The sequence below is a fragment of the Streptomyces sp. NBC_00158 genome (assembly GCF_045160885.1).
GTDB lineage: Bacteria > Actinomycetota > Actinomycetes > Streptomycetales > Streptomycetaceae > Streptomyces.
Window position 1 is genome coordinate 486,254 of record NZ_CP108161.1, and the last position, 26,605, is coordinate 512,858.

The 26,605-nt window shown below is 76.0% G+C and carries 20 protein-coding genes; 7 read left to right on the forward strand and 13 right to left on the reverse strand.

Translation table 11 applies throughout. From position 1 onward, the window contains the following. The first annotated feature begins 55 nt into the window (after positions 1-55). Positions 56-1,906: a caspase family protein gene (locus tag OG553_RS02145; RefSeq protein WP_405977294.1), complete on the forward strand. Its 1,851-nt coding sequence runs from the start codon at positions 56-58 to the stop codon at positions 1,904-1,906. Positions 1,907-1,921: 15 nt separating this feature from the next. Here the strand turns inward: OG553_RS02145 and OG553_RS02150 are convergent, their stop codons facing one another. From OG553_RS02150 to OG553_RS02170, 5 genes are all read right to left on the reverse strand, one after another. Then, the gene (locus OG553_RS02150) at positions 1,922-5,905 is read right to left on the reverse strand and encodes a CHAT domain-containing protein (protein WP_405977295.1); all 3,984 of its coding nucleotides are present in this window, start codon (positions 5,903-5,905) and stop codon (positions 1,922-1,924) included. A 191-nt stretch (positions 5,906-6,096) separates the two neighbouring features. Beyond that, complete coding sequence (locus tag OG553_RS02155; protein ID WP_405977296.1) at positions 6,097-6,750, reverse strand: RES family NAD+ phosphorylase; 654 nt, start codon at positions 6,748-6,750, stop codon at positions 6,097-6,099. A gap of 3 nt (positions 6,751-6,753) precedes the next feature. Next, positions 6,754-7,401, reverse strand: coding sequence for a hypothetical protein (locus tag OG553_RS02160; protein ID WP_405977297.1), 648 nt, complete (start codon positions 7,399-7,401; stop codon positions 6,754-6,756). Further along, positions 7,398-8,522, reverse strand: a complete 1,125-nt coding sequence (locus OG553_RS02165) for a hypothetical protein (protein WP_405977298.1) — start codon at positions 8,520-8,522, stop codon at positions 7,398-7,400. Before OG553_RS02165 ends, OG553_RS02160 begins: the two co-directional genes overlap by 4 nt. Before the next feature lie 142 nt (positions 8,523-8,664). Then, entirely contained in the window at positions 8,665-9,375 is a 711-nt protein-coding gene (locus OG553_RS02170; RefSeq protein WP_405977299.1) for a FadR/GntR family transcriptional regulator, read from the reverse strand. A gap of 151 nt (positions 9,376-9,526) precedes the next feature. Between OG553_RS02170 and OG553_RS02175 the strand changes: the two genes are divergently transcribed. Together OG553_RS02175 and OG553_RS02180 are read left to right on the forward strand one after the other, a co-directional pair. Beyond that, positions 9,527-10,012: a gluconokinase gene (locus OG553_RS02175; protein WP_405982927.1), complete on the forward strand. Its 486-nt coding sequence runs from the start codon at positions 9,527-9,529 to the stop codon at positions 10,010-10,012. A gap of 10 nt (positions 10,013-10,022) precedes the next feature. Continuing rightward, the gene (locus OG553_RS02180; RefSeq protein WP_405977300.1) at positions 10,023-11,420 is read left to right on the forward strand and encodes a gluconate:H+ symporter; all 1,398 of its coding nucleotides are present in this window, start codon (positions 10,023-10,025) and stop codon (positions 11,418-11,420) included. 39 nt (positions 11,421-11,459) lie between these two features. On the opposite strand, the gene OG553_RS02185 is transcribed toward OG553_RS02180, so the two are convergent. From OG553_RS02185 to OG553_RS02200, 4 genes are all read right to left on the reverse strand, one after another. Beyond that, a complete protein-coding gene (locus OG553_RS02185) occupies positions 11,460-11,702 on the reverse strand; it encodes a hypothetical protein (protein ID WP_385771616.1) in 243 nt (80 codons plus the stop codon). After that, complete coding sequence (locus OG553_RS02190) at positions 11,699-12,403, reverse strand: hypothetical protein (protein ID WP_405977301.1); 705 nt, start codon at positions 12,401-12,403, stop codon at positions 11,699-11,701. Before OG553_RS02190 ends, OG553_RS02185 begins: the two co-directional genes overlap by 4 nt. 37 nt (positions 12,404-12,440) lie before the next feature. After that, positions 12,441-13,226, reverse strand: a complete 786-nt coding sequence (locus OG553_RS02195; protein WP_405977302.1) for a hypothetical protein — start codon at positions 13,224-13,226, stop codon at positions 12,441-12,443. Between the two features lie 210 nt (positions 13,227-13,436). Further along, positions 13,437-17,003 (reverse strand): S8 family serine peptidase, encoded by a 3,567-nt coding sequence (locus tag OG553_RS02200; RefSeq protein WP_405977303.1) that lies wholly within the window; start codon positions 17,001-17,003, stop codon positions 13,437-13,439. Positions 17,004-17,218: 215 nt separating this feature from the next. Here OG553_RS02200 and OG553_RS02205 point away from each other — a divergent pair, with 215 nt between their 5' ends. Together OG553_RS02205 and OG553_RS02210 are read left to right on the forward strand one after the other, a co-directional pair. Beyond that, positions 17,219-18,784, forward strand: coding sequence for a DHA2 family efflux MFS transporter permease subunit (locus OG553_RS02205; protein ID WP_405977304.1), 1,566 nt, complete (start codon positions 17,219-17,221; stop codon positions 18,782-18,784). 71 nt (positions 18,785-18,855) lie between these two features. Further along, the gene (locus tag OG553_RS02210; RefSeq protein ID WP_405977305.1) at positions 18,856-19,113 is read left to right on the forward strand and encodes a DUF6629 family protein; all 258 of its coding nucleotides are present in this window, start codon (positions 18,856-18,858) and stop codon (positions 19,111-19,113) included. Here OG553_RS02210 and OG553_RS02215 read toward each other — a convergent pair. The 3 genes from OG553_RS02215 to OG553_RS02225 form a co-directional block, all read right to left on the reverse strand. Beyond that, positions 19,077-19,319 (reverse strand): DUF6126 family protein, encoded by a 243-nt coding sequence (locus OG553_RS02215; protein WP_405977306.1) that lies wholly within the window; start codon positions 19,317-19,319, stop codon positions 19,077-19,079. The two genes, OG553_RS02210 and OG553_RS02215, sit on opposite strands and share 37 nt — an antisense overlap. A 56-nt stretch (positions 19,320-19,375) precedes the next feature. Then, entirely contained in the window at positions 19,376-20,044 is a 669-nt protein-coding gene (locus tag OG553_RS02220; protein ID WP_405977307.1) for a helix-turn-helix domain-containing protein, read from the reverse strand. Positions 20,045-20,130: 86 nt separating this feature from the next. Then, positions 20,131-21,669 carry an ATP-dependent DNA ligase gene (locus OG553_RS02225; RefSeq protein WP_405977308.1) on the reverse strand — a complete coding sequence of 513 codons (1,539 nt, stop codon included), beginning with the start codon at positions 21,667-21,669 and terminating at the stop codon, positions 20,131-20,133. A 251-nt stretch (positions 21,670-21,920) separates the two neighbouring features. On the opposite strand from OG553_RS02225, the gene OG553_RS02230 reads away from it, so the two are divergent. Next, positions 21,921-24,665, forward strand: a complete 2,745-nt coding sequence (locus tag OG553_RS02230; RefSeq protein ID WP_405977309.1) for an alpha/beta fold hydrolase — start codon at positions 21,921-21,923, stop codon at positions 24,663-24,665. Then, positions 24,662-25,543 carry an ABC transporter permease gene (locus OG553_RS02235; protein WP_405977310.1) on the forward strand — a complete coding sequence of 294 codons (882 nt, stop codon included), beginning with the start codon at positions 24,662-24,664 and terminating at the stop codon, positions 25,541-25,543. Before OG553_RS02230 ends, OG553_RS02235 begins: the two co-directional genes overlap by 4 nt. A 108-nt stretch (positions 25,544-25,651) precedes the next feature. Here the strand turns inward: OG553_RS02235 and OG553_RS02240 are convergent, their stop codons facing one another. After that, positions 25,652-26,599: an aldo/keto reductase gene (locus OG553_RS02240; RefSeq protein WP_405977311.1), complete on the reverse strand. Its 948-nt coding sequence runs from the start codon at positions 26,597-26,599 to the stop codon at positions 25,652-25,654. Between the last annotated feature and the right edge of the window lie 6 nt (positions 26,600-26,605).

Sequence of the window (26,605 nt, forward strand, 5' to 3'; positions counted from 1 at the left end):
ATACGACCGGATTCCGGCCAGTGGCCGCCCGGCGCGGCGGACCACACTGGGCCGTATGGAAACGGTGTACGCCCTGTTGGTGGGCATCAACGAGTACCGCGACGGGATGCGCGCAGACCTGCGCGGGTGTCTGAACGACGTGGCCGGGGCCGGGGCCGCGCTGGAGGAGGCCGCGCCGGGCCGGGTCCGCGCCCTGGTGCTCACGGACGCCGCTGCCACCGCCGCCGCCGTGGAGGAGGGGATCCTCGGCCACCTCGGTCAGGCCGGTCCCGGGGACACCGCGCTGCTGTGGTTCTCGGGGCACGGCACCGAGTACCCGGCGCTCACCCCCGAGGAGCTGCTGGTCGAGCCGACCGGCTGGTGCCAGGCGCTGGTCTGCGCGGACGGGCCGCTGCCGGACAAGCGGCTGGGCGTGCTGCTGGACGGGGCGGCGGCGGGCGGGGCCCGGGTGGTGGCGGTGCTGGACAGCTGCTTCTCGGGCGGGGGCACCCGCAAGGACGGGTCGGTGGCCCGCATGGTGCTTCCGCTGCCGTCCTGGCGGCCGTCGCCGTCCGTCGGCTCTCGGGACCTGACCGGGCCGGACCGGCAGGTCGGCCACGTGCTGCTGGCGGCGAGCCGCAGCAGCCAGCCGGCGTTCGAACGGCCCGTGGAGGGCCCCGACGGGCCGGTCGTCCAGGGCCTGTTCTCGTACGCCCTGACCCGCGCGCTGCGGGCCACGCCGTGGGCCACCGTCCGGGAGCTGCTCGCGGAGGCGGAGGCGGGGGTGCGGCGGCTGGTGGCCGGGCAGCAGCCGGTGCTGTTCCCGGCCGAGCCGGGCGGCCCCGCGGACCGGCCGCTGCTGGACGGCGGGGCCCTGCGCTCGTCCACGCCGAGCCCCTACCTGCTGCGGGAGGGCCCCGACGGCTGGGAGGTGGACTGCGGTCGGGTGCACGGCCTGACCGGCGGCGCCGGTACGGAGTTCACGGCGGCGGGCGGCGGACTCGTACGGGTCTTCTCGGTGCGGGCGGACCGGGTGCTGGTCGAGCCCGACGGCTGGGCGCCGAAGCCGGGTTCGGTGCACCCGGTCGCCCTGTCGGCGCTGGCCCTCCCCCCGGCGGCGGTGGTCCTCGACGGGGCCGAGGGACTCCTGCCCTCCTCCCCGCTGCTGCGCGAGGTGGCGGCCGGTTCACCGGAGGAGGCCGCGGCCGGGCTGCTGCTGCGGGTGGAGGTGCGCGGGGCGCGGGCGCGGGTGCTGCGCCGCGACGGGTCCCCGTACGTGCCGCCGCTGCCACTGGCCGCGGAAGCGGACGCGGCCCGGCTCGGGGACTGCCTGACCCGGCTGGTGCACTGGCACCGGATCCGCGACCTCGGCTCGGGGCTGTCGCCGCTGAGCGGGCACGTCAAGGTGGAGGTGCTGCCCTGGGAGGACCCGGAGGGGGAACCGCTGCGGCCCGACGGGAACGGGGAGATCGTCCTCGCGTACGACGGCACCCGCGAGCCCCAGGTCGCCGTGCGGCTGCGCAACACCGGGCCCCGGCCGCTGTGGTGCGTACTGGTCAACCTGGACGACCGCTTCGGCGCGGGGACCTCCCTGTTCCCGGGGGAGTTCATCGGCCCCGGGATGACCGGCCACGCGCTGGACGGGGACCCGGTGCAGATGTTCCTGCCCGCCTCCCGGCCGGTGCGCCCGGGGGCCTCGGTACGGGACTGGCTGACGCTGGTGGTGGCCGAGGGGGAGCTGAACACGGTGCCGTTCCACCTGAGCCGCTGGGAGCCGGACGCCGTGCGCACCCGCACGCCCCTGCGCGCACCGGCGGACGGACTGCTGCGGCTGGCGCACACGGACCGGGACATGCGGCCGGCCCACTCCCACGGCTCGGGCCGGTGGGCGGCGAGCACCCTGGCGCTGCGCACGGTGGTGCCGTAGACCGGGCCGGGGCCTTCACTGCCCGAGGTGGGTGAAGCCGGCCCAGGCGGTGAGGTCGTCCGGGTCGAGGCGCCGCAGCCGGGCGGCGAGGGCGGGCGGCAGCCCGTCGGGGACGGCCCGGTCCGGGTCCAGCATCCACAGCTGGGCCCGGCGCAACGCCCGCGCCGGCGGCTCCTCTTCGCGGCGCAGGTAGTGGTGGGTCAGGAACATCAGCACGGAGGTCGCGTCGTCCGGGACCGGCCACAGCGAGCCGATGACCGACCGGCTGCCGGCCACGAGGAAGGCCGAGGACAGGCTGTAGGCCTCGTTGAGGCCCCGTCCGGACACCTGGCTGCGGCAGGCGGCGAGCACCACGAGCCCGAGCGGCCCGTGGGCGGCGCCGGCCAGCTCCTCGGCGGTGAGGACGCCGCCCCTGAGGGCGAGGTAGGAGCTGCGGGGCCCGTTCTCCACGACCGTTCCGTGGCAGGCGAGGTGCAGGACGGCGCCGCCGTCGGCGCGTTCGCGCAGCCAGCGGGCGACCTCCTCGGGCGTGCCGTCGCCGGAGCGCAGGCCCAGGCGGTCGCCGTCGGGGTAGAAGGCGCGCCGGACGGCGTCCGCCTCCTCGCCCGCGTACGGCAGGTCGCCGGTGGGGTCGCCGACGACCAGCGCGGTGCCGGTGTGCGGGACGGCCGGGCGGGCCGCGACCTCGCAGAGCAGGCGCGCTGAGGCCGCGTACGAGATCTCCGCGTCCTGGAGGGCGTACCGGCGGCCCCCGCTCCCGTCGGCGAACGCCGCGTGCCAGGGCACGAGACCGAGGGCGCCCATCGGTACGAGGACCAGCCTGGGCACCCGGCCCGGCCGGTCGGGGACGTCGAACCTGCCGAGCAGCGGGCGCAGCGCGGCCCGCCAGGCCCAGGAGCAGAGCCGGTCGAGCTGCGCGCGCAGCGGCGGGGCGGGGGCGGGGCGGGCGGAGCCGTGGCCGGGAGCGGGCCCCATGTCCCGGCGCGCGCCGGCCCCGCCGGGCCGGTAGTCGCGCAGCGGGCCGGCGTCGGCCCGGAGGCCCGGCAGGGGCACCTCGTGGACGTCCCCGCGGCTGGTGACGACGACGGCGGTGCCGGGGCAGTCCGCGGTGGCGGCCACGAGGTAGACGAGGGCGTCCTTGTCCTGGGCGCGCAGGGCCGCGCCGATCTCCTGGGGGTCGGGCGGGTCGAGCAGCCGGACGCGGGCTTCGGTGAGGGCGAGCACCACCCGGCGGCGCAGGTCGCCCGGCGCGGCGTCGGGGTCGTCCGCGGCACCGGACGCGCGCCACTCGGCGGCCAGGGCGTCCCGGCCCGCGGCGGTGAGCAGTTCGGGGACGGAGCGGCTGGTGGTGGCGGCGTGCAGGACGAGCCCGCGGCAGGCGTCGAGGGCCCGGAGGGCGTCCTGCGGGGCCCGGTCGGCGACGCACCAGCCGAGGACCTCCTCGGAGAGCCCGGTGGCGAGTCGGGCGGCTTCGGCGGCGTCCTGCGTCCCGGACTGGAACAGCGCGGAGCACGCGAAGCCGCGCATGGCCTCCAGCCCGAGCCGGCGGCCGCGTTCGCGGTCGCGGCGGGCCAGTCCCGAGCGGAGCCTGTAGGCCTGCGCGAGGGAGTGGACGGAGACGGCCCACAGCCGGTGCTCGGGGCCGCCCATCGCCTCGACGGCCCCTTCCAGGAGGCTGACGGCCCGCTCCAGGTCCCGGGCCCGCTGCGGTGATCCCGGCCGTTCCCCGGCAAGGGCCAGGGTGCAGTACATGGAGCCGGCCTCGGAGGCGTAGTGGATCCAGGTCTCCGCGCCCGGTTCGCTGAGGCCGACGGCTTCCTCGCTGAGGGCCAGGGTCTCCCGGATCCGGGGCAGGTCGGCCGTGACGAGGGCGTCCTGCTTCCAGGCCAGGGCCAGGCCGCCGACCACCCCGGCCCGGTGGCCGCGGGGCAGTTTCGCCGCCAGGCGCCGCAGTTCGCGTACCGAGGGCCGCCCGGCGGGGATCGGCAGGAGGGCCGCGTCGAGCCGGGCCGCGAGGTTGTTGCGGGACATCCGGGCGGTCTCCAGGACGGCCCAGGCCGCGATCCAGCCGGGGTCGCCGGCCGCTACCCCGGCGACCTCGCGGACCACCTCCGCGAGGTGGCCGTCCGCCGCGGCCAGGTCGCCCCGTTTGGCGGCGACGCCCGCCCGCGCCCCCGCCTGCTGGAGGCGCAGCAGGCGGTCCAACTGGGGGGACAGGTCCAGGGCGGAGCGCAGCCGCTCCCAGTCGGCGCGGTCGGGGACCACCCCGCTGGTGATCCCGTGCAGTTGGGCGAGCATGCCCGAGGCGATGGTGACGCCGTACGACAGCCAAGGGCTGTCGTTGCCGGCCCGGGCGGCCTCGGTGAAGCACTCCACCGCCTCGGTGAGCCGGGTGGCGTCGTGGTTCAGCATGCCCTGGGCGAGGCGGTAATTGGCCAGGACCGCGTACCCGTGGCCGCGCCACGCGGGGTCCCCGTCCGCGTACGCCCGGACGAATCCGGTCAGTTCGGCGTCGCGTTCGGGGCCGATGCGTTCGCCGCCGGGGTCCAGGACCACCATGTTCTGCAGGAGGTGCACCGCGCGTTCGGCGCGCTCCGGTCCGGACTCCGTCGCCCTCCACAGATCGAACAGCTCCGAGAAGCGCCGCTCCCAGGCCCCGCGGGCGGGTGAGCCCTCGCCGTAGAGGATCTCGTCGAAGGTGAAGTCGGGCGACTCGCCGCTCCCGTAGCGCTGCCGGAAGTCACGGTAGATGCGCGTGATCTCCTCGGCCGTGAGGGTGTCGGACCGTTCCTTCCCCTGGCGGCGGCGTGCTTCGGAGACCATCAGGAGGAGCAGGTCGCGGACGTCGGACGGGAGCTCGTCCGCCCCTTCCAGGGCCAGTTGTCCGGCGCGTTCCATCACTCCCAGCCGTGCCGGGTCCTGGTCCGTCTCGTAGCGCAGGTGCTGGGCGGTGGCGAGGGACACGGCCGCGGGCGTGATCTTTCCCTCGGTGGGCTCCCACCGGTCCACGGCCCGGGTGAGCAGGGCGATGGCGAGGTCGAGCACCTGGGGGTCGAGTCCCTGCTGTACGCGGGTGAAGAGGAACCGGCCGAACCGGTCGAGGTAGAACCAGGGCAGCGCGTCGATCTCCGCCCCGGTGGTCAGCAGGGCGGTCAGCTCGGCGGTGGCCCGGTCCCCCTCCTCCTGTTCGGCCCAGGTCGCGGCGATCGCCGCGCGGGCGAAGGCGGCCCGCAGGCGTGCCTCCCGTTCCCAGGCGGGATGGCCGCCCGCCTCGGCCACCGCTCGCAGGGTCTCGTCCCGGGCTTCCTCCAGCACGGCCCGGTCTGCCGTGTGGTAGCCCAGGAAGGTGAGGGACGTCGCGCGCGAGAGGCGGACCAGCGGCAGGTCCCGTCCCCGGTCGCCGGCGGCCAGGACCCGGGCGTAGCTGTCGGCGGAGCGGGTGTACGAGGCGGAGTCGCCGGTGGCGAGGGCGTGGCGCTGCCAGAGGTAGCCGAGGGCCTCCAGGAGGTCCGCGTCCCGGCCGTCGGTGTCGTCGAGGGCGGCGAGGCTCCACCGCAAGGCCTCGTCGAGGAGGCCGGGGTCGTCGGCGCCGTCGAAGACCCGGCGCTTGGTGATGTGGGCGAGGAGGCGCCGGGCGAGCACCGCCCGCGCCGACGACCGCTGGGCGTCGGGCAGTTCGGCCAGGCCGCGGGCGAGCAGGTCCTGGGCCCGGACGGCCGGTTCGGGACCGGGCTGCTCGTCGTGGCGCAGGGCGAGGAGGTGCCCGTACATGATCCGCCGCACCGGCCAGGAGGGGCCTTCGGCCGGGGCGCGGAAGGCGTGGGCGAAGGCTTCGGCGGCGAGGTCGCGGTCCTCGGGGTCGGCGTGCGCCTCCCACAGCCGGTAGCTCGTCTCCCCGGCCCGGCCGCACAGTTCGCGGGCTTCGGCGCTGCCCGCCCGGACGGCGGCGAGTGCCGTCATGGCCTGGTCGCGGGCGGTTCTCAGCTGGGCGGTGTCCACGGGTGCCTCCGGGGGCTAGGGGGTGTCCGCAAAGTCGCGCCGTCCGCCCGGAGGGCGGGCCCCGCGGGTCCGGTGCGTGCTCTCGGCGTGCCGGGCGGAAGTCTGCGTACTGGACGTACTCGGTCTTTCGCCCGGTGCGGCGGGAGTGCGTGCCGGGCGCCGCGGGGCAGGCGCGGCTCCGCGGACACCCCCTAGGGCGCGAGGCGGGCGTGATAGGGCAGCAGGACCTGGTCGAGCCAGCGGCGGCCCGGCCCGGTGGCGAAGTCCACGGGGTCCTCGCCGGTGGGGGCGAGGACCCCGGGCGGGCAGCGGTCGGCGAACAGGACGAGGGCCCGCTCGCCCGGCTCCCGTTTGGAGGACCACAGGAACCCCTGCGCCCACGGGTCGGTGTGGCGGCGTATCCAGTGCGCCCAGTCGCGGGTGTACGGGTAGTCGCGCGCCTCCGCCTGGACGAGCCAGCTGTCCTGGTGGACGGCGGCGAGGTCCTGTCCGGTGACCAGGGCGACGACGTCGAGGGACTCCGTCAGGCGCAGCGCCGACAGCAGCCGGCCGGTGACGGCCACCCGGGGTACCAGCCGGGCCGCGCCCGAGGGGTCGAAGGGCAGCGAGTGCAGGACGCTCTCGCTGACGGCGGCCTGCGGGGTGAGCCCGGCGTACAGGTAGCCGTACCGGTCGCAGGAGGTGGAGTCGAAGCGGCCGCCCCCGTAGAGGCAGTGGGCGGGGACGGGGTTGAAGGCGTCGCCGGGCCGGCGTGCCGAGTGCACCCGGTAGAGCGGGGTGCCGGCGGCGAGGGTGACCTTGGCGGGGGTGCCGGCCGGCTCGGCGGGGGGCCGGTAGTTGGGCACGGGCTACTCCCCTTCGGCGAGGAACTCGGCTGCGGCGACGAGGCGTTGCTCGTCGGTGGTGCCGAGCAGGGTGACGGGTGCGGGGCCGAGCCAGGCGTTCGGGGAGAGCCACCAGTCGGCGGCGCCCCAGGGGTCTTCGTCGGCGCCCAGCAGCGTGTTGACCTCGGCCACGGTCGGGCGGACCCGGCCGTCCGGGGCGAACTGGAAGGCGGGCAGCCGGGTCAGGCCGCCGGGTGCGCGCAGCCGGATCAGGCCCGGGGCGTACGGGTCGGGGCCGCGTTCGAGGACTTCGGCGTCGCCGAGGGCGGGGGCGGCGAGGAGGCGGTCGCGGACCTCGCCGAGGACCGGTCCGACCATGCGGTGGCCGTCGAGGACGAGGACGGCCAGGTCGTCGGCGGTGTAGCCGAGGTGGCCGGCGGCGGGTCCCCCGTGTACGGCGGTGAGGCGGCTCTCCCCGGGGAACCGGTCGGGCAGCCGCTCCCCCAGCAGCCGGGCGGCGAGGAGTGCGGCGCGGCGGGCGCCCTCGCCGCGGGCGGTGCGGGTCGCGGTGAGCAGGAGGGCGAGGCTGCGCAGGGAGACGGGGTCCAGGCGGGAGCTGAGCTCGTCCCAGTCGGCGGCCGCGGCGGCCAGCCGGGCGTAGGGGTCGGTCATGCGGGGTGTCCGTCCGGTGTGGTGAGCAGCTCTTCGATCAGGTCGGCTCGTTCGGGGCGGCGTACCAGGAGGTGGACGTCGTGGTCGCCGCCGCGGGCGAGTTCGGCCTCGACGGCGGCCCAGACGGCGGCGAGGCTGTCCGCGGGGGCGAGGCCGCCGCGGCCGGCGCCGAGCAGGGGCAGGCAGACGGAGGTCCGGGCGGGGCCGTCGGCCAGCAGGGCGAAGACGCGGGTGACGGCCCGGGTGACGTCGGCCGGCAGGACGTCGTAGTCATTGGTGCCGGGCCGGGGTACGGCCACCGCCGCGTGGTGGATGTGGCGGACGCCCTGGGCTTCGAGGGCTCCGGCGCCGGTGACGGCGACGGTGCCGGGTGCCACGGGGAGGCCGTGCGGGGCGTACCGGTCGGTCCAGGCGCGCAGTTCGTCGCGGATGCGGTCCTCGACGACGCGGCCGGCCGGGTCCCGGACGGCGCCCGCGCGGCGCAGGGAGGCGGCGACGGAGGACTTGTAGGGCTCGGGGAGGGCGAAGTGGGTGTTCGACGGCGAGACGACGGCGTCGATGTCGCGGAGCAGGTCGACGGGGTGCACGTGCAGGGTGAGGCCGTGCTCGCGGCCGCCGGCCCGGACGGTGATCCGGCGGTGGCTGGGGGCGAGTTGACGGGCCGGGCCGCGGGTCGCGGGCGGGGGTAAGGAGCCTCCGGGGGGTAAGTGGCCTTCGGGGGCCGGCGAGCCGGCGGCACGGCGGACGAGCTGTTCGGCCACCTGTCCGAGCACCATGAGCTCTTGGTGCTTGCGGAAGCGCTCCACGCTGACCCCGTACACCTGGGCGGCTCGTCTGCGCCGGTCGGCGGGGGGCCAGTCGCGGGTGCCGCGGGCGAGGCCGAGGCTGTACTCGGCGGCCTCCTGGAGGGTGCCCCCGCCCATGGCGGCGACGGCGGTGCGCAACAGCCGTTCGACGGCGGGGAAGTGCGGCTCTCCGGGGCCCCCCGCCCCCGGACCGGCCGACATGCCTGTGAGCAACGGGAGCCGGAGCTCACGCAGTCGGACGATCCCGGCCCGCCGCACTTCCCTCACCTCCGCGAGGACCTCCCCGTAGTCCGGCAGTTGTGTGGGCGACGACATGGCGGAAGGATCGCACCGCGCACGCACCCGGACAAGCCGAACCGGACCTCTTCTCCATGGTGCGGGGGCGGGCCGGTCGGGTCCCGGTCGCCGGGCGGGCACGGCGGGGCGGTTCCGGGGCGGATCCGGGGCGCGGCCCGCCTCAGGGGGCGAGCACGTCGAGTTCGTCCAGGGCGCCGAGGGCGATCCGCCGGGTGAGGGCCTCGGCGGCGGCCGCGTCGCCCTCGCGGACCGCTTCGGCGACCCGTACGTGGAGGGTGACGGCGGCCGGGTCGGGGTCGTGGAACATCACGGCGTGCTGGGTGCGTCCGGTGAGGACCTCGGCGACGACGTCGCCGAGCCGGGCGAACATCTCGTTGCCGGAGGCGTCGAGGACGGTCCGGTGGAAGGCGACGTCGTGGTGGAGGTACCCCTCCAGCTGGTGGCCGCGGGAGGTGCGGACCATGCCGAGGGCCGCCTCGGTGAGCCGTGCGCACTGCTCGGGGGTGGCGCGGGAGGCGGCGAGTCCGGCGGCGACGGGTTCGACGGCCGAGCGCAGCACGGTCAGGGAGCGCAGCTGGCGGGGGCGGTCGGTGCCGGCGAGGCGCCAGCGGATGACGCGCGGGTCGTAGACGTTCCACTCCTCGGCGGGGCGGACGGTGACCCCGACCCGGCGGCGGGACTCGACGAGCTGCATCGACTCCAGGACGCGGACGACCTCCCGGACGACGGTGCGGGAGGCGTCGAAGCGTCCGGCGATCTCGTCGGTGCGCAGGACGCTGCCGGGCGGGTACTCGCCCGCCGTGATCGCGAGGCCGAGGGTGTCCAGCACCTGGGAGTGGAGTCCTTGGCCCGGACTGCCTTCGGTGGTCATGGCGTAAGCGTACGGTGACGCCCGGAACAGCAATAGGTGTGATGTTTTACCGCCCGACCCTTGAATAAGTACTACTTAATAGGCTTCAGTGGTGCTCCCAGCAACGAGGACAGCGAGGTACGACGTGAGCTCCCAGCGCGTCATTGTGGTGATGGGCGTCGCCGGAACCGGCAAGACGACCGTGGGACGGCTGCTCGCGGAGGCCCTCGGCCTCCCGTACGCCGAGGGCGACGCCTTCCACCCGGCGGCCAACGTGGCCAAGATGTCGGCCGGCACCCCGCTGGACGACGCCGACCGCCGGCCCTGGCTGGACGCCGTCGGCGAGTGGATCCGCGGCCGGGCCGGCACGGGCGGCGGCGTGGTCGCCGCCTCCTGCCTCAAGCGCTCCTACCGCGACCGGCTGCGCGCGGCCGCTCCGGAGGCCGTGTTCGTCCACCTCACCGGGGACCGGCCGCTCATCGAGCGCCGGATGGCGGACCGCAAGGGGCACTTCATGCCCGCCTCGCTGCTGGACTCCCAGTTCGCCCTGCTCGAACCGCTGCGGGCGGACGAACGCGGGATCGCCGTCGACGTCGCCGGCACGCCCGAGGAGATCACCGAACGGGCGCTGGCCGCCCTCCGAACACTCGGCAGATAAGGAACCCACCGTGACCGGTCTCAGCGTCGAGACTCTGGCGGCGGCCGCCCCCGGACCCATCACCTCCGCGGGCAACGCCCAACTGGGCGTCGCCGTCCTCGCGGGCATCGCCGTCATCGTCCTGCTCATCACCCGCCTCAAGATGCACGCCTTCCTGGCCCTGACGATCGGTTCGCTGGCCCTCGGATCCTTCGCGGGCGCCCCGCTGAACAAGACGATCGCCAGCTTCACCGCGGGCCTCGGCGCCACGGTCGCGGGCGTCGGCGTCCTCATCGCGCTGGGCGCGGTGCTCGGCAGGCTGCTGGCCGACTCGGGCGGGGCCGACGAGATCGTGGACACGATCCTGGCTCGCGCGCGGGGCCGGGCGATGCCGTGGGCGATGGTGCTGATCGCCTCGGTGATCGGGCTGCCGCTCTTCTTCGAGGTCGGCATCGTGCTGCTGATCCCGGTGGTGCTGCTGGTCGCCCGGCGCGGCGGCTACTCCCTGATGCGGATCGGCGTGCCCGCGCTGGCCGGCCTGTCGGTGATGCACGGACTGGTCCCGCCGCACCCCGGCCCGCTGGTCGCGGTCGACGCGCTGCACGCGAACCTGGGCGTCACCCTCGCCCTCGGGGTGCTCGTCGCGATCCCCACGGTGATCATCGCGGGCCCGCTGTTCTCCCGGTACGCGGCGCGCTGGGTGGACGTCCGGGCGCCCGAGCCGGTGGCCCCCGAGCGCCCGTCGGCGGAGCCCGCGCACCGCCCCCGGTTCGGGGCGACGGTCTTCACGGTGCTGCTGCCGGTGGCGCTGATGCTGGTCAAGGCGCTCGTCGACATCGTTGTCGACGACCCGGCCGACACCGTGCAGAAGGTCGCGGACGTCGTCGGTTCCCCGCTGATCGCCCTGCTCTCCGCCGTCCTGGTCGGGATGTTCACCCTCGGCCGGGCCGCCGGGTTCACCCGGGAGCGGCTGTCGTCCACGGTGGAGAAGTCCCTCGCCCCGATCGCGGGGATCCTGCTGATCGTGGGCGCGGGCGGCGGCTTCAAGCAGACGCTGATCGACGCGGGCGTGGGTCAGATGGTCCTCGACGTGTCCAGGGACTGGTCCGTTCCGGCCCTGCTGCTGGCCTGGCTGATCGCGGTCGCCATCCGGCTGGCGACGGGTTCGGCGACGGTCGCCACCATCTCGGCGGCCGGCCTGGTGGCGCCGCTCGCGGCCGGCATGTCGACGACGGAGACCGCGCTGCTGGTCCTGGCGATCGGGGCGGGCTCGCTGTTCTTCAGCCACGTCAACGACGCCGGGTTCTGGCTGGTCAAGGAGTACTTCGGGATGAGCGTCGGGCAGACCCTCAAGACCTGGTCGGTGATGGAGACGATCATCTCGGTCACGGGCCTGGGCTGCGTGCTGCTGCTGTCGCTCGTCCTCTGACGCTCGTCCTCTGAAGCTGGGGGGTGTCCCTGCGGCGGGTCACCGGCGCCGGACGTGCGGGCCCTCCAGCTGCGCCGCCGCGAGGGCGAGGCCTGCGGCGGCGCGGGCGCAGCGGTCGGCGAGGGCCGCCACCTCGGCGCGGTACGCGTCGGCCTCCTGACCGCGCCACTCCAGGGCGGCCGCCCCCGCCCGCAGCCGCCGGGCGTGGGAGCGCAGGGCGGCGGAGTGGGTGCGCAGGCCGTCGGCCGGGGCGGGACGGCTCGTCAGGGGGCAGTCGCTCACGGGCTCCTCCAGGGGTTCGGGGCCGTGGGCGCGGGCGCCGCCGGGCCGGGACTGCGGGCGCAGAAGGCCCGTACGGCGGCGCCGAGGCCCAGCAGGGGTTCGGCGGTGACGGCCCGTCCGGTGGCCACCTGCCAGCCGGCGTGGTCGTTGAAGGGGTTCTCGTCGGTGAGGGCGTGCCAGGCCAGGACGTCGGCGAACACCGGGCCCAGCAGGGCGTAGGCCCGCGCGGGGCCCCGTTCGCCCAGCAGCGTGCGGAAGGCGCGGGCCGCGTCGGCCTGCCGGTCCTCGGCCACCGCCCGCAGCACGGCGGCGCAGTCGGGGTCGGCCGGCAGTTCGGGCCGGCCCGCGATCGCCGCGCGGATCCGCCCCTTGAGCCCGCAGACGGCGGTGCTGACGGCGAGGTTCTCGCGGCCGCCCAGGATCCCGGCGAGCCAGCCCGCCCGGGCCAGCCCCCGCCCGCGCGGGGCCCAGCCGAACCCGGCCGGGTCGGTGAGGGTGCGCAGCAGGGTCCGCCAGGCGCGGCGCCGGCTCCCGCCGCGCCCCGCGAGCGCCCCTGCCGTCAGGCGGGGTCCGAGTGCCAGTCCGGAGGCGTACCGGGCGGCCTCGCCCACGGCGTCGGCCGCCTCGGCCAGGTCCCGGCACAGGGCGTCGAGCGTGGCGGCGTCCGGGTCGGTCGCCAGGGCGGTCGCGGCGTCGGACATGGGCTCCTCGCGGGGGCTGCGTGCGGTGACTTCGGCCTCACCGTACGTCCGCCCCGCGGGCGGCGCGCGCGGGAGCGGGCCCGAACGCGGCCTCGCGGAACGCGGCGCGCGGCGGGCCGGAGCCCGCGTCGGCGGGGCCGGGGACGAGCAGGGCCCAGCGGCTCTGGCGGGGGGAGATCCACACGGCCGGGCCGGAGCCGGACGGGGGGTGGTGGGTCCAGACCCCGGCGGGTGCGGGGTGCCAGAGCAGGCCGCGCGAAGGGGTGAGTTCGCCGGTGCGGATCCGCAGGGACTCGGCGGTCCAGGAGCGCGGGACGGGCCGGTCGGCGGTGTCCTGCGGGGTGTCCTCGGCGGCGAGCAGGTGGCGCAGGAAGCGGGCGAGGTCGGCCGGGCAGGTGCGCAGTGCGGTGCCGGCGTAGTGGGTGCGTGCCATCCCGAGGGGCCCCCAGACCCGGGTGCGGGCGCAGTCGGCCAGCGGGGTGCCGGCGAGGTGTTCGGCGAGGCGGGTGAGGGCGTCGAGGGGGGCGGGGCCGTCGCCGCGGGTGAGCAGGTGGTGGGTGGTGGTGCCGTCGGGCAGTCCCGCCGGGGCGGGCGCCCCGTAGGCGGTGAGGGGGGTGTGCAGGGTCAGCTCGCCCCGGGCGACGAGGCCGCCGATGACGGGCCAGAGCGCGAGCAGCGGGGTCAGCGCCCCGGCGTCGAGCGGGGCCTCCCAGTCGTCCTCGGGGGTGCCGGGGCGGGCGGCGTGGACGGCGTCGGCCGATCCCACCGCCCAGAGCGCGGCCGGGCCCGCGGCCCGCTCCAGTGCCTCGATCTGCGGCGTCATGGTCCGCCACGCTACGTCGCCCCGCCGGGTGGTCCGGGCACGCCGGCCGGGATGTCCCGGCGCAGCCGCCGCCCGCCACCCGAATGCCGGGCGGCGGGCGGCGGGCGGCGGGCGGCGGCGGGGCCGGACGCCCCAGGGGGTGTCCGCGAAGTGGCGCCGTCCGCCCGGAGGGCGGGCCCCGCGGGGCGGGCGGGACTTCGCGGACGCCCCCTAGTTCTTGTCGGGGCGGTCGGTCACCCGGATGGTGTTGACCAGGGGCTTGCCGAAGCCGCTGTGCGTGACGAAGCGGAGGTTGAGCACTCCGTCCGTGACCTTGACCGTGTAGGTCCTGGTCAGGGCGGTGTAGGTGCCCGCCTCCAGGGAGATGTCCAGGGAGGGCAGGATCTGGCCGCCCTCGGCGAGGACGTCGAAGACGCGCTTGTCGGGCCGGGTGGCGGAGAGCTCGGCGAAGCCCAGCTCCACGGTGTAGGTGCCGTTCGGGACGTTGTCGAAGCGGTACTCGTACATGCCCTCGCGGGCGCTGCGGAAGAGCCGCTGTTCGTCGGTGCCGGCGATGGTGCGGCCGGTGGAGTGGACCGAGGAGCTGCCCTGGTAGCCGTACGAGCCCGCGGTGTACTTGCGGTCCGGGGACCAGGCGTCGCCCGCCGCGTCCGTGCCGGCCCGGTCGGATCCGGCGTCCACGGCGGTCTGGTAGCGCGGGACGACGATCTTGACGGGGACGGTGAGGACGGGGGTGCGGCCGCTGGCCGAGGTGATCCGCAGCCCGGTGCTGAGCACCGTGCCCGGGGCCAGCCCGGCGGTGTCCACCGCGAGGGCGAGCGGGGCCTTGCCGCCGGTCGGGAGACTGCCCTCGGCCGGGGTCACCGTCAGCCAGGGCGCGTCCTCGGCGACCGAGTAGGCGGTGGTGAGGCCGGGGTTGGTGAGCTCCAGGGTGCGGGTGCGCCGCTGGTCGGCGGGCAGGACCAGTTCCACCGCCGGCGCGGCCGCGGTGACCCGGCCGGTGCGCAGCGACTGGCTGACCGCGGTGACGTCGGCCGGCTTGACGTCGGCGGTGGTGGTGACGGTCTCGTAGGAGGGCGCGGCCAGGGTGACCGTACGGGCGCCCGAGGGGCTCTGGACCACGTACCCGCCGTCGGCGGCGGTGGTGGCGGAGACGGCCGAGTCCCCGCTGCCGACGGTCACGGTGGCGCCGGGGACGCCGCCGCCGTCGTTGGCGTCGAGCACCCGGCCGGTGACGACGCCGCTGCGGGTGGTGCGGAAGCCGATGGAGAGGCCGTCGGTGAGGGCGGGGCTGTTGAAGGAGTACTTGAAGGCGTCGGTGCCGGCCGCGTTCTCCACGCCGACGGTGGCGGAGGAACCGCCCTTGAGGCCGGTGCCGCCGGTCCCCTTGTAGGAGTAGGTGACGTTACCGTCCTCACCGATGGCGGCCGAGAAGGAGAAGGTGTCGGACTGTGCGGACCAGTGGGCGACCTTGCGCCACTCGATCACGTAACTGCGGTGCGGGGCGGTGCCGGTGACGGCGGTGTAGACGCCCGATCCGGTGTCGGCGGCGCCGACGACGAGGTCGTCCCAGAAGGGGTAGAGGGCCGCGTTGGGGGTGGCGGCGCTGGGGATGTCGCCGTTGACGTCGCCGGTGTGGTTGCCGCCGAGGCTGACCGTGCCGTTGGTGCCGATCCAGGCCTGCGCGTACGTCTTCCCGTACAGCGGCAGCGGGAAGGGGAGGTCGACGCGCTCGGTGGTGTTGTCGCCGGTCAGGGCGAGGCGGCGGTCGCCGGCGGAGTACGGGCGGCCGCCGTCGGCGGCGCAGGCGTAGCCGTAGCCGTCGGTGCGCTCGGGGAGGGTCACGGTGACGGTGGTGTCCGCGGTGACGGCGGCCTTGGCCGTGCCGGCGGTGAGGCAGCGGGCGGGGTGGGTGGCGGTCACGTCGTAGGTGCCGTGCGGCAGGGTGACCTCGAAGCGGCCCTGCGCGTCGGTGGTGGCGGTCACGGGGGTGTCCGCGATGGTGACGGCCGCTCCGGCGGCGGGCCCGGCGGGCGAGGTGACGGTGCCGGTCAGCTTGGCGCCGGCGGCCCGGGTCAGGGTGAGGTCGGCGGTAGCGGTGGCCTGTTCGGTGACGGTCGCGGTGGTGCCGCGCCGGCCGTAGCCGAACTTCGAGGCGGTGAGCTCGTACGCGCCGGCGGTCAGGACACCGAAGCGGTAGGTGCCGTCGGCGGCCGTGGTGGCGGTCCGGTCGATCGGGCCGTGCGCGGTGATCCTGGCGCCGGCGACGGGTGCGCCGGCGTCGTCGCGGACGGTGCCGGCGAGGGCGCCGACCGCGCCGCGCGGGGCGGAGTTCACCGCGGCCAGGGCGTCGAGGCGGCCCTCGCCGAAGACGTTGTTGTCGGCGGCGGTGCCGCCGCACTGGGCGTTGTCCGTGTCCTGGGCGGTGCCGTCCAGCAGGGCTTCCGTCTGCGCCACGTCACCGGCGAGGGAGGGCGCGGCCGACCACAGCAGGGCCACGGTGGCGGCGGTGTGCGGCGAGGCCATGGAGGTGCCGGAGAAGGAGGAGTACTCGCCCCCGGGGACGGAGGAGCGGACGTTCACGCCGGGCGCCGCGATGTTCGGCTTGACGATGCCTCCGGGGCCGGCGCCGCGCGAGGAGAAGGAGGCGATGGCGCCGTCGCTGCCGAAGGCGCCGGAGCTGTAGGAGCGGGCGTAGTCGCCGGGCGAGCCGCTGGTTCCGCAGCCGGGGCCGGCGTTGCCGTTGGAGAAGGCGGGGAAGATGCCGGCGGCGCGCCAGGTGTCCACGACCTGCTGGTACCAGTCGTCGTGCGCGGCGCTGCCCCAGGAGTTGTTGACCACGTGCGGGGCGAGGTCGGGGCGGGGGTTCTGGCCGTGCAGGTCGGTGGGGGCGACGATCCACTGTCCGGAGGCGAGCAGGGAGGCCTCGGAGCAGGAGTTGGTCTCGCAGCCCTTCGCGGCGATCCACTTGGCGCCGGGGGCGACGCCGATCTTGTTGGCACCGCCGTCGTCCCCGACCATCGTGCCCATGGTGTGGGTGCCGTGGTCGTTGTTGTCGCAGGGCGCGGCGCCGGCGCAGATCCCGGCCGGGTCGAACCAGTTGTGGTCGTGGCTGTAGCTGCCGTCGGCGTTCTTGCCGCGGTACTGGTTGTTGACGGCGGGGTGGGTGTAGTCGACGCCGCTGTCGATGTTGGCGACGACGATTCCCTCGCCGCGCACGCCGAGCTGTTCCCAGACCTGGGGTGCCTTGATCCGGTCGATGTTCCATTCGACGGCGTCGGCGGCGGTCTTCTCCCGGGTGCCCTCGGCGGGCTTGGGGAGGGTGACCTTGTCGTCGGCGTCGATCCGGGCGACCTCGGGGCGCTCGGCGAGGGTCCCGGCGAGTTTGCGGCTGCCGACGACGCGTACGGCGTTGACGATCCAGTACGAGGTGTACTCCGCCCCGGCCCCGTCCAGGGCCTTGCGGACCTCGGCCTGGGTGCGTGCGGCGTGCTCCCGCTTGGTGCGCAGAACCGTTTCGGCCTTGGCTGCGCGGGTCTGCTGCTTCCCGGCGGCGGTCAGGTCGGCGGCGCTGTCGAGGTAGACCCAGAAGACGGCCTTCTCGGAGCCGTCGAACTGGGCGCGGAGGGCGGGTTCGAGCTTGCGCTCGTTCGCGGTGGGCGCGGGGCCGGGCTCCGGGGCGGCGGCGGCCACGCCCGCGCCGACCGGGAGGAGCAGGGCCGCGCTCAGCGCGGCGAGTGCCGCGCGTAAGGGACGTCGTCGGTTGCGTTGTGGCACGTGTCGTCTCCTCTTGCGCCGTGTGCGGCGCGTGCAGATCGTGCGGATCGTGCGGGAAGGTCGTGCGTGATGTGCGCGGGTCATGTTCTGGGAGGTGCCATGTGCATTACAAGAGGGCCTCGTGAGCCACGGAACGACCGGCTCCGGACGCGTCTCGGGGCGGCGCCGGGCCCCGCCCGGTGGCCTTCCGGGCGCGGGCGCGTCAGCCTGGGGGGATGAGCGCGCTGCCCGGCGAACCGGTGCCCGAGCCCGGCCTCCCGCCGGCCTCCGGGCCCCTCCCCGCGCCCGCCCCGGAACCCGCCCCGGAGCCGGCGGTCCCGCTCCGCTCCGCGCAGGGGCGGTGGATCGTGCTCGCCACCGTGCTCGGCTCGGCCATGGCCCTGCTGGACTCGACCGTGGTCAACGTCGCCCTGCCCCGCATCGGGCGGGACCTCGGTGCCGACCTGGCCGTGCTCCAGTGGACGGTCAACGCCTACCTGCTGACCCTGGCCGGGCTGATCCTGGTGGGCGGGGCGCTCGGCGACCGGTTCGGCCGGCGCCGGGTCTTCGTGCTCGGCGTGGTCTGGTTCGCCGCGGGCTCGCTGCTGTGCGGGCTCGCGCCGAACGCCGGGGTCCTGATCGCCGCCCGCGCCCTCCAGGGCATCGGCGGCGCGCTGCTGACGCCCGGTTCCCTCGCGCTGATCCAGGGCTCGATCCGGGCCGACGACCGGGCCCGCGCGGTGGGCCTGTGGTCGGGGTTCGGCGGCGTCGGCGCGGCCGTGGGGCCCTTCCTCGGCGGCTGGCTGGTGGACGGGCCGGGCTGGCGGTGGGTGTTCCTGCTGAACGTGCCGGTGGCCGCGCTGTGCGTGCCGGTGGCGCTGAAGCACGTACCGGAATCACGGGACCCGGCGGCGAGCGGACGGTTCGACGTGCTCGGCGCGGTGCTGGGCGCCGCCGCGCTGGGCCTGCTGACGTACGCGCTGATCGAGGCCCGGTCGGCGGCCGCGCCGGTCATCGGCGCGGCCGTGGGCGGGGTGCTGCTGGCGGCCGCGTTCGTGTACGTGGAGCGGCACCGGCCGGATCCCATGGTGCCGCCGGACATGTTCGCCTCCCGGCAGTTCACCGCCGTCAACCTCGTCACCCTGTTCGTCTACGCGGCCTTCGGCGGTTTCTTCTTCCTCGTCGTGCTCCAGCTCCAGGTGGTGTCCGGGTACTCCGCCCTCGGCGCCGGTGCCGCACTGCTGCCCACCACCGCCCTGATGCTGCTGCTGTCCTCCCGGGCGGGGGCCCTCGGGGAGCGGATCGGGCCCCGCTTGCCGCTCACCGTCGGACCGCTGCTGTGCGCGGCCGGGACGCTGCTGATGCTGCGGGTGGGTCCGGACGCCTCGTACGTACGGGACGTCCTGCCGGCCATGGTGGTGATGGGGGCGGGCATGACCGTACTGGTGGCACCGCTGACCGCCACCGTGCTGGCCTCGGTGCCGGCCGGGCGGGCGGGCCTGGCCAGCGGGATCAACAACGCCGCCGCGCGGGCCGCCGGACTGCTCGCCGTGGCGGCGCTGCCGCTGCTGGCGGGGATGGGCCCGGACGCGTATCTGTCCGCCGGGGCCTTCGACTCCGCCTTCGGGCGGGCCGTGCTCTGGTGCGCGGGGGCCCTGGTGGCGGGAGCCGCCACCGCCTGGGCGACCGTACGCTCCCCCGCGTCCGGGGTCTGCCACCCGGAGTGCCGCACGTACTGCGCGATCGGCGCCCCGCCCCTGGAACACCCCCCGGCGCCGGATCGGGCACAGGGCCCGCACTGACGACGGGAGACCCCGGGTGTGCCGGAGCGCGGCGGCGGACCTGACGGCGGGCCGTCCCCCGGGCCCCGCTGGTGCTCGCGGGCTACCTGTACGCCACCCTCGGCGCCCTGCTGCTCGCCGGGGACCGGACGCTGCGGCTGCTGGGGGCGGTGCTGGCCGCCGGTGCGGCGGCCTGCGCGGCGGTGTGGCGGCTGGAGTTCGCCTCCACCTGGTGCGCCTTCGCGGCGGCGGCCTCGGTCCTGGTGCTGGGCTGGGTGCGGCGCCCGGACGGGGCACCGGCCGGCGGCCCGGCCTACTGGTTCTGGCCGCCCAGCACGAAGAGCAGGTAGACGAAGAAGGCGAAGAGGTGGCCCACGAACAGGTACGCGATGAGCCTGATGATCAGCCCGCGCGGGAACTTGGACTCGAAGCGCTCGCGGATGGTGCGCGCGGCGGACTCCTGCGACTGCTCCGCGATGGCCTGCTCCTCGACGGCCTGCTCCGGAACGGCCTGCTCCGAAGCGGTCTGCTCTGCGGTGGCCGCGGTGGCGGACATCTGGTCTCCTCGGGATTCGAAAGCGGAAGCGGAATCGGACATGGTGGCGGATCCCCCTAGTGCTGGTGCGTGGTCTTGGCGCCGAGGCACAGCCCGGCGAGGCTGCTCTGCAGCAGGGTGTGGACGAACAGCAGCTCGCACCCGCCCGGCCCGGCCGCGCCGATCCGGTGCGGGGTGAGCGAGTCGAAGTGCGCGCTGTCCCCGGGCTCCAGCAGGTGCTCGGCCTCCCCCAGGTGCAGCCGCAGCCGCCCGCTGAGCACGTACAGCCACTCCTCCCCCGGGTGCACGCGGACCAGCTCCCCCTGGCTGCGCCCGTGCGGGACGTGCACGCGCAGCGCCTGCATCCCCCGCCCGGAACCCCCGGCCTGCCAGTACGTCCACCCGTCGGCCTCGCGGGCCCCGGGGCCGCCGGCCCGTACGATGGGATCGGCGACGGCGGGTGTCTCGCCGAGCAGCTCGGAGACGGTCGTGCCGTAGGTGCGGGCGAGCCCGAGCAGCAGCGGCAGCGAGGGCTGGCGCCGGCCGGTCTCCAGCCGGGACAGGTGCGCGGGCGAGAGCCTGGCCCGCGCGGCGGCGGCCTCCAGCGTGAGCCCGGCGCGGCGGCGCAGTTCGCGCAGCTGAGGGGCGACGGCGGGCAGCTCGTCTGCGGGGGCCTCCTCGGGGGCCGGGGCCGCACTGCCGGTACCGTTGCCGGTGCCGTCTGGTTCCTCGGAACGGGGCTTCATGCTCCGATTGAGCCAGAGCCTTGCCTTCCTGGCAATCTCTCTTGCCTCAGAGGCAAAAACCCTCCTCCTCTCTCCCCCGGCGTCCCTCAGTCGCCGCGGCGGCCCTGTTCCAGCACCGTCTCCACCGTGTCGGCCTCCGCCGCCGTCTTGTCCGGGCGGTGCCGCAGCACCCGGGCGAAGCGCAGGGCGACCCCGGCCGGGTAGCGCGGGGAGCGCTGGAGGCCGTCGTGGGCGATCTCCACCACCAGCTCGGGCCTCACCCGGACGGTGAAGCCGTCGTCCTCCACCGCGAGCTCGTGCAGCCGCCCGGTCTGCCAGCGCAGCATCTCGTCCGTCAGCCCCTTGAAGGTCTTGCCGAGCATGGCGTACGTGCCGTCGGCCGCCCGTGCGCCCAGGTGCAGGTTGGACAGCAGTCCGGTGCGCCGGCCATGGCCCCGCTCGACGGCCAGCACCACCAGGTCGAGGGTGTGGACCGGTTTCACCTTGAGCCACTGCTTGCCGCGCCGGCCCGCCGCGTACGGGGAGTCGAGCCCCTTGACCACGACCCCCTCGTGGCCCCGGCGCAGGGTCCGCGTCCAGAACTCCCCCGCCGCGGCCGCCCCCGCCCCGGCGTCCTCCACCACCAGCCGCCGCACCCGGGACGGCTCGGGGACCAGGGCCGCCAGGGCCGCGTACCGCTCGCGGACCGGCAGGTCGAGCAGGACCTCGTCGCCCAGGGCCAGCACGTCGAAGAAGTACGCGGTCACCGGGAGGGCCTCGCGCGCCGCCGCCACGTCGATCCGGGAGCCGACCCGGCCCGCGGTCTCCTGGAAGGGCAGCGGGCGCCCGCCGGCCCCCAGCCCGATGACCTCGCCGTCGAGCACGAACCGCTCGCCGGGCAGGCCCAGGGCCAGTTCGGCCACCTCCGGCAGCCGGTCGGTGATCTCGTCGAGGGAGCGGGTGTGGATCCGCACCTCGTCCCCGTCCCGGTGCACCTGGACGCGGATCCCGTCGAGCTTCTCCTCCACCGCGCAGGGGGCGAGCGCCGCCAGGGCCTCGTCCAGCGAGCGGGCGGTTCCGGCCAGCATGGGCTGTACGGGCTGCCCGATGCGCAGGGTCACCCCGCGCAGCGCCTCGGCGCCCCCGGCCAGCACGGCCGCCGCCGTCCGGGGCAGCGAGCCGTCCAGCATCACGGCCCGGCGCAGTTCGGCGGCGGGCACTCCGGCGGCCTTGGCCACGCCCTCCAGGGCGACGGCGTCCAGCGCGCCCTGCCGTACCTCCCCGGACAGCAGGCCGCGCAGGAAGCGCTGTTCGTCCTCGGTGGCGGCGCCGAGCAGCCCGGCGACGATCCGGCGGCGCTCGGCCTGCGCCCCCGGCCCCGCCACGGCGGCCAGTTCCGCCACGGCGGCGTCGGCGGCCGTCACGGTGAGCGTCGGCTCCGCCGCGGGCGGGGTGTCCCGGGCCAGGGTGCGCCAGCCGATCCCGGGGCGGCCCTGCGGGAGCCGCCCGGAGAGGTAGGCGATGACCACGGCGGCCTCCTCGGCGGGGGCGGCCGCGAAGAGTTCCGCGAGCAGGGCGGTCTTCCGGGACCGGGCGGAGGCCCCGGCGACCTCCCGCGACACGCGGGCGACCTCGGCCAGCAGCATGCCGTCCATCCTCCCGCCGACCGGTCCGCCGCGCAGGCCGGGCCACGCGGACCGGCATCTCCGCCTGGGAGAGGCACCCGCGCGGGCCGGGGCCGCCGGGGTCCCGGGTCGCGGGCTCCTCCGGTGTACTGCGGTCTACTGCGCTCTACTGCGGCTGCGGTACGCCCGTCCGCGCGGGTACTCCTGGAGAAGGGGCGGGGCTCCCCCTGAGGGAGCTCGGGGAAGGCGATCACGGGCTTTAGGGTGCCCGTATGAAGCTACGACTGCCCCGGCGGCCCCGGGACCGCCTGCTCGCCGGCGCCGCCGCCCTCGCGGTGCTGGCGGGCGCCGGCTCCTGGACGGCCGCCGCGTCGTCCGGGGAGGAGCCGGCCGTGCGCCGCGAGGACCGGTTCCTGCCGGTGGCGGGGCTGGACGCCCCGGCACCGGGAGCGTCCGGCACCGGGATCGACACCTCCTTCTTCACGTCCGGCGACCCCTCGGTGCGGCGTCCCGCCGTACTCCTCGGCCACGGCTTCGGCGGCAGCAAGGACGACGTCCGCGCCCAGGCCGAACGCCTCGCCCGCGACGGCTACGCCGTCATGACCTGGTCGGCGCGCGGGTTCGGCCGCTCCGGCGGGAAGATCGGGCTGAACGACCCCGAGCACGAGGTCAAGGACGTCTCCGCGCTGATCGACGCGCTGGCCCGGCGGCCCGAGGTTCGGCTCGACGCGGACGGCGACCCGCGCGTGGGCGTGGCCGGGGCCTCCTACGGCGGGGCGGTGGCCCTGCTGGCCGCCGGGTACGACCGGCGGGTGGACGCGATCGCCCCGCAGATCACGTACTGGAACCTGGCCGACTCCCTCTTCCCCCAGGGCGTGTTCAAGAAGCTCTGGGCCGGGATCTTCTTCACCACCGGCGCGGCGGGCGGCCTCCAGCAGGAGCGGCCGCCGGTGGCCGCGGGTGCGCCGGGGCCGGGCGGCGCGCCCGGCTGCGGCCGGTTCGAGCAGCAGCTGTGCGCCATGTACGAGCGCGTCGCGGTGTCCGGGATGCCCGACGCCGAGGCGCGCGAGCTGCTGGAGCGGCGCAGCCCCTCGGCCGTGGCCAGCCGGATCAGGGTGCCGGCGCTGATCGTGCAGGGGCAGGAGGACTCCCTCTTCCCGCTGGACCAGGCGGACGCCATGGCGGGGGCCATCGCCGCCAACGGGGCTCCGGTCGCCGTCGACTGGGCGGCCGGCGGGCACGACGGCGGCATGCGCGAGGCCGCCCGGGTCGAGGCCCGGGTGGCGGCCTGGTTCGACCGCTACCTGAAGGACGACGGGGCGGCGGACACCGGCCCGGCGTTCCGGGTGTCGCGCTCGGGCGGGTTCGACTCCACCGACGGGCGTCTCACCCTGCGCGGCGCGAGCGCCGACCGCTACCCGGGGCTCTCCTCCGCTCCGCGCGGCTTCGCGCTCTCGGGGCCGGAGCAGACCTTCGCCAACCCGGCGGGCGGGGCTCCGCCCGCGCTGTCCGCGCTGCCCGGGGTCGGCGGACAGCTCGCCTCCCTCGGGACGGGGCTCTCGCTGGACTTCCCCGGGCAGAACGCCCGCTTCGAGTCGGAGCCGCTGGCCGAGGCGGTACGGGTCACCGGGGCGCCGACCGTCACCCTCAAGGTGAGGTCGACGGCTGCCGACGGCTCGGCCGTGCTGTTCGGCAAGGTGTACGACGTGGGGCCGGACGGACGGCAGCAGGTGCTGCCGTCGCAGCTGGTCGCGCCCGTACGCGTGGCGGACGCCGGGCAGGGCAGGAGCGTGGAGCTGCGGCTCCCGGCGATCGACCACGCCGTCCAGGCGGGGCACCGGCTGCGGCTGGTGGTCGCCGCCACCGACCTCGGATACGCCTCCCCGGCCGTGCCGGCCGCCTACACGGTGTCGGCGGAGGGCCCGCTGCGGGTGCCCGTCGCGGACGGGGTGCGGACGGCCGCGGCCGGTCTGCCCGCCTGGACCTGGGGGCTGCCGCTCGGCGCGCTGGCGCTGGCCGCGGGGATCCTCGGGATCCGGCGGACCGGCGGGGGCCGCGGCGGGACGCGGGCGCGGGAAGCGCAGCCCGAACCCGCACTGGCCGACGTACCACTCGACATCACCGGGCTGACGAAGCGCTACGCGAAGGCGCAGGACCGCTACGCCGTGCGGGACCTGTCCTTCCGGGTGGAGAAGGGCCAGGTGCTGGGGCTCCTCGGGCCCAACGGCGCGGGGAAGACCACGACCCTGCGGATGCTGATGGGCCTGATCACGCCGGACGCCGGGGAGATCCGGGTGTTCGGGCATCCGATCCGGCCCGGTGCCCCTGTGCTGTCGCGGGTCGGGGCCTTCGTGGAGGGCGCCGGGTTCCTGCCGCACCTGACGGGCCGGACCAACCTGGAGCTGTACTGGCGGGCCACGGGCCGGCCCGCCGAGGACGCGCACCTGGCGGAGGCCCTGGAGATCGCCGGGCTCGGCGACGCCCTGGACCGGGCGGTGCGCACGTACTCGCAGGGCATGCGGCAGCGCCTCGCGATCGCGCAGGCCATGCTGGGGATGCCGGACCTGCTGATCCTCGACGAGCCGACGAACGGTCTGGACCCGCCGCAGATCCGGGAGATGCGGGACGTGATGATCCGCTACGCCGCCGGCGGGCGGACGGTCATCGTCTCCAGCCACCTGCTGTCGGAGGTGGAGCAGTCCTGCACGCACCTGGTGGTCATGGACCGCGGGCGGCTCGTGCGGGCCGGTGAGGTCGGCGAGATCACCGGCGGCGGGGACACCCTGCTGGTGACCCTGGCGGAGCCGGTGGACGAGGCGGCCGTGGGGAAGGTCGCCGCGCTGGAGGGGGTGGCCTCGGCGGTGCGCTGCGACGAGGGGCTGCTCGTCCGGCTCGACGGCGCGTCGCCCGCGGCGCTGATCGGCGAACTCGTGCGGCTGGAGCTGCCGGTGGCGGCTGTGGGGCCGCACCGGCGGCTGGAGGACGCGTTCCTCACCCTGATCGGAGGTACGGCATGAGCACCGTGGAGGAGACCCGGGTGCGGGAGACCGCGCCCGGCTACCGGGCGGGGCGGACGCTGCCGCTGCGCGTGGAGGCGCTGCGGCAGTGGCGCAGGCGGCGGACGCTGGTGATGGGCGGGGTGCTGGCGGCCCTGCCGTTCGTGATGATCATCGCGTTCGCGGTGGGCGGCGGCCCGGACGACGGGCGCGGCGGCGGCAACGGCCGGATCAGCCTGATCGACACGGCGACGGCCTCCGGCGCGAACTTCGCGGTGACCTGCCTGTTCGTGTCGGCCGGGTTCCTGCTGGTGGTGCCGGTGGCGCTGTTCTGCGGGGACACGGTGGCCTCGGAGGCGAGCTGGTCCTCGCTGCGCTACCTGCTGGCCTCGCCGGTGCCGAGGGCCCGGCTGCTGTGGAGCAAGCTGGTGGTGGCGCTGGGGTTCAGCCTGGCGGCGATCGTGCTGCTGCCGGTGGTGGCGCTGGCGGCGGGCACGGCCGCGTACGGCTGGGGGCCGCTGCGGCTGCCGACGGGCGGGGCGCTGCCCGCCGGGGACTCGGTGCCGCGGCTGGCGCTGGCGGTGGGCTTCGTGTTCGTGTCGCAGCTGGTGACGGCCGGGCTGGCGTTCTGGCTGTCGACGCGGACGGACGCGCCGCTCGGCGCGGTGGGCGGGGCGGTGGGCCTCACGATCGTGGGGAACGTGCTCGACGCGGTGACGGCCCTCGGGTCGTGGCGCGAGTTCCTGCCGGCCCACTGGCAGTTCGCCTGGGCGGACGCCCTGCAGCCGCAGGTGGAATGGGGCGGCATGGTGAAGGGCGTGGTGGTGTCGGTGTCGTACGCCGTGGTGCTGTTCGCGCTCGCGTTCCGGGGGTTCTCCCGCAAGGACGTCACGTCCTGACGGGAAGGACCCCCGGGTCCGGCCGCGCGCGCCCGCTCGTACGACGGGCCGCGCGGCGGGCCGTACGGCGGCCTGTACGACGGGCCGCGCGGCGGCCCGTGCGGCCGGCTACGCGTGGGCGCGCGCGACCTCGTCGATCTCGGCCAGCAGCTCCGCCTCCAGGAGGCGGTCCCCGGCGGCCGCGTTGGCGCGCACCTGCTCGGGCGAGGTGGCCCCGGCGATGACGGATGAGCAGCCGGGCTGTGCGGAGAGCCAGCCGATGGCCAGCTCCAGGACGCTGCGGCCGTGCTTGTCGGCGATCGCGGCGAGGGCCTCCACGGTGTCGAGGCGCTCCTCGGTGAGGTAGGTGTCGCGGCCCTCCAGGCGGGAGCCGGACGGGACGGGGGCGCCGCGGCGGATCTTGCCGGTGAGCAGGCCGTTGGCCAGCGGGAAGTACGGGAGGACGCCGAGGCCGTAGTGGCGGGCGGCGGGGACCAGCTCCCGCTCGGCGGAACGCTGGAGCAGCGACCATTCGTTCTGTGCGGAGACGAAGGGCACGGAGCCGTTCTCGCGGGCCGTGTGGGCGGCTTCGGCGAGCTGCCAGCCGCTGAGGTTGGAGTGCCCGATGTAGCGGATCTTGCCCTCGGCGACGAGTTCGGTGAGGGCCGCGAGGGTTTCGGCGATCGGTGTCTGGGGGTCGGGGCTGTGCAGCTGGTAGAGGTCGATGTGATCGGTGTCCAGGCGGCGCAGGGACTCCTCGACGGCGCGCCGGACGTAGGCCCGGCCGCCGCGGGATCCGGCGGCGGGGCCGTACCCCATGTCGACGCCGTCGTAGCCGAACTTGGTGGCGAGGACCACCTGGTCGCGGCGGCCCTTGAGGGCCTGCCCGAGGTGGCTCTCGGAGCCGCCCCGGCCGCCGTAGATGTCGGCGGTGTCGAGGAGTGTGATCCCGGAGTCGATGGCGGCGTCGACGACGTCGCGGGTGGCGCGGGCGTCGAGGCGGCCGCCGAAGTTGTTGCAGCCGAGGCCGACGGCGGAGACCTTCAGCCCTGAGGTGCCCAGGGGGAGATGGCGCATGCGGGT

Bases quoted from the DNA above. Each gene is read 5' to 3' on its own strand.
- OG553_RS02190 (WP_405977301.1), bottom strand. From the start codon at position 12,403: ATGTCCGACGCCGCGACCGCCCTGGCGACCGACCCGGACGCCGCCACG.
- OG553_RS02145 (WP_405977294.1), top strand. From the start codon at position 56: ATGGAAACGGTGTACGCCCTGTTGGTGGGCATCAACGAGTACCGCGAC.
- OG553_RS02230 (WP_405977309.1), top strand. From the start codon at position 21,921: ATGAAGCTACGACTGCCCCGGCGGCCCCGGGACCGCCTGCTCGCCGGC.
- OG553_RS02220 (WP_405977307.1), bottom strand. From the start codon at position 20,044: ATGAAGCCCCGTTCCGAGGAACCAGACGGCACCGGCAACGGTACCGGC.
- OG553_RS02165 (WP_405977298.1), bottom strand. From the start codon at position 8,522: ATGTCGTCGCCCACACAACTGCCGGACTACGGGGAGGTCCTCGCGGAG.
- OG553_RS02205 (WP_405977304.1), top strand. From the start codon at position 17,219: ATGAGCGCGCTGCCCGGCGAACCGGTGCCCGAGCCCGGCCTCCCGCCG.
- OG553_RS02240 (WP_405977311.1), bottom strand. From the start codon at position 26,599: ATGCGCCATCTCCCCCTGGGCACCTCAGGGCTGAAGGTCTCCGCCGTC.
- OG553_RS02235 (WP_405977310.1), top strand. From the start codon at position 24,662: ATGAGCACCGTGGAGGAGACCCGGGTGCGGGAGACCGCGCCCGGCTAC.
- OG553_RS02215 (WP_405977306.1), bottom strand. From the start codon at position 19,319: ATGTCCGCCACCGCGGCCACCGCAGAGCAGACCGCTTCGGAGCAGGCC.
- OG553_RS02175 (WP_405982927.1), top strand. From the start codon at position 9,527: ATGGGCGTCGCCGGAACCGGCAAGACGACCGTGGGACGGCTGCTCGCG.
- OG553_RS02160 (WP_405977297.1), bottom strand. From the start codon at position 7,401: ATGACCGACCCCTACGCCCGGCTGGCCGCCGCGGCCGCCGACTGGGAC.
- OG553_RS02225 (WP_405977308.1), bottom strand. From the start codon at position 21,669: ATGCTGCTGGCCGAGGTCGCCCGCGTGTCGCGGGAGGTCGCCGGGGCC.
- OG553_RS02195 (WP_405977302.1), bottom strand. From the start codon at position 13,226: ATGACGCCGCAGATCGAGGCACTGGAGCGGGCCGCGGGCCCGGCCGCG.
- OG553_RS02170 (WP_405977299.1), bottom strand. From the start codon at position 9,375: ATGACCACCGAAGGCAGTCCGGGCCAAGGACTCCACTCCCAGGTGCTG.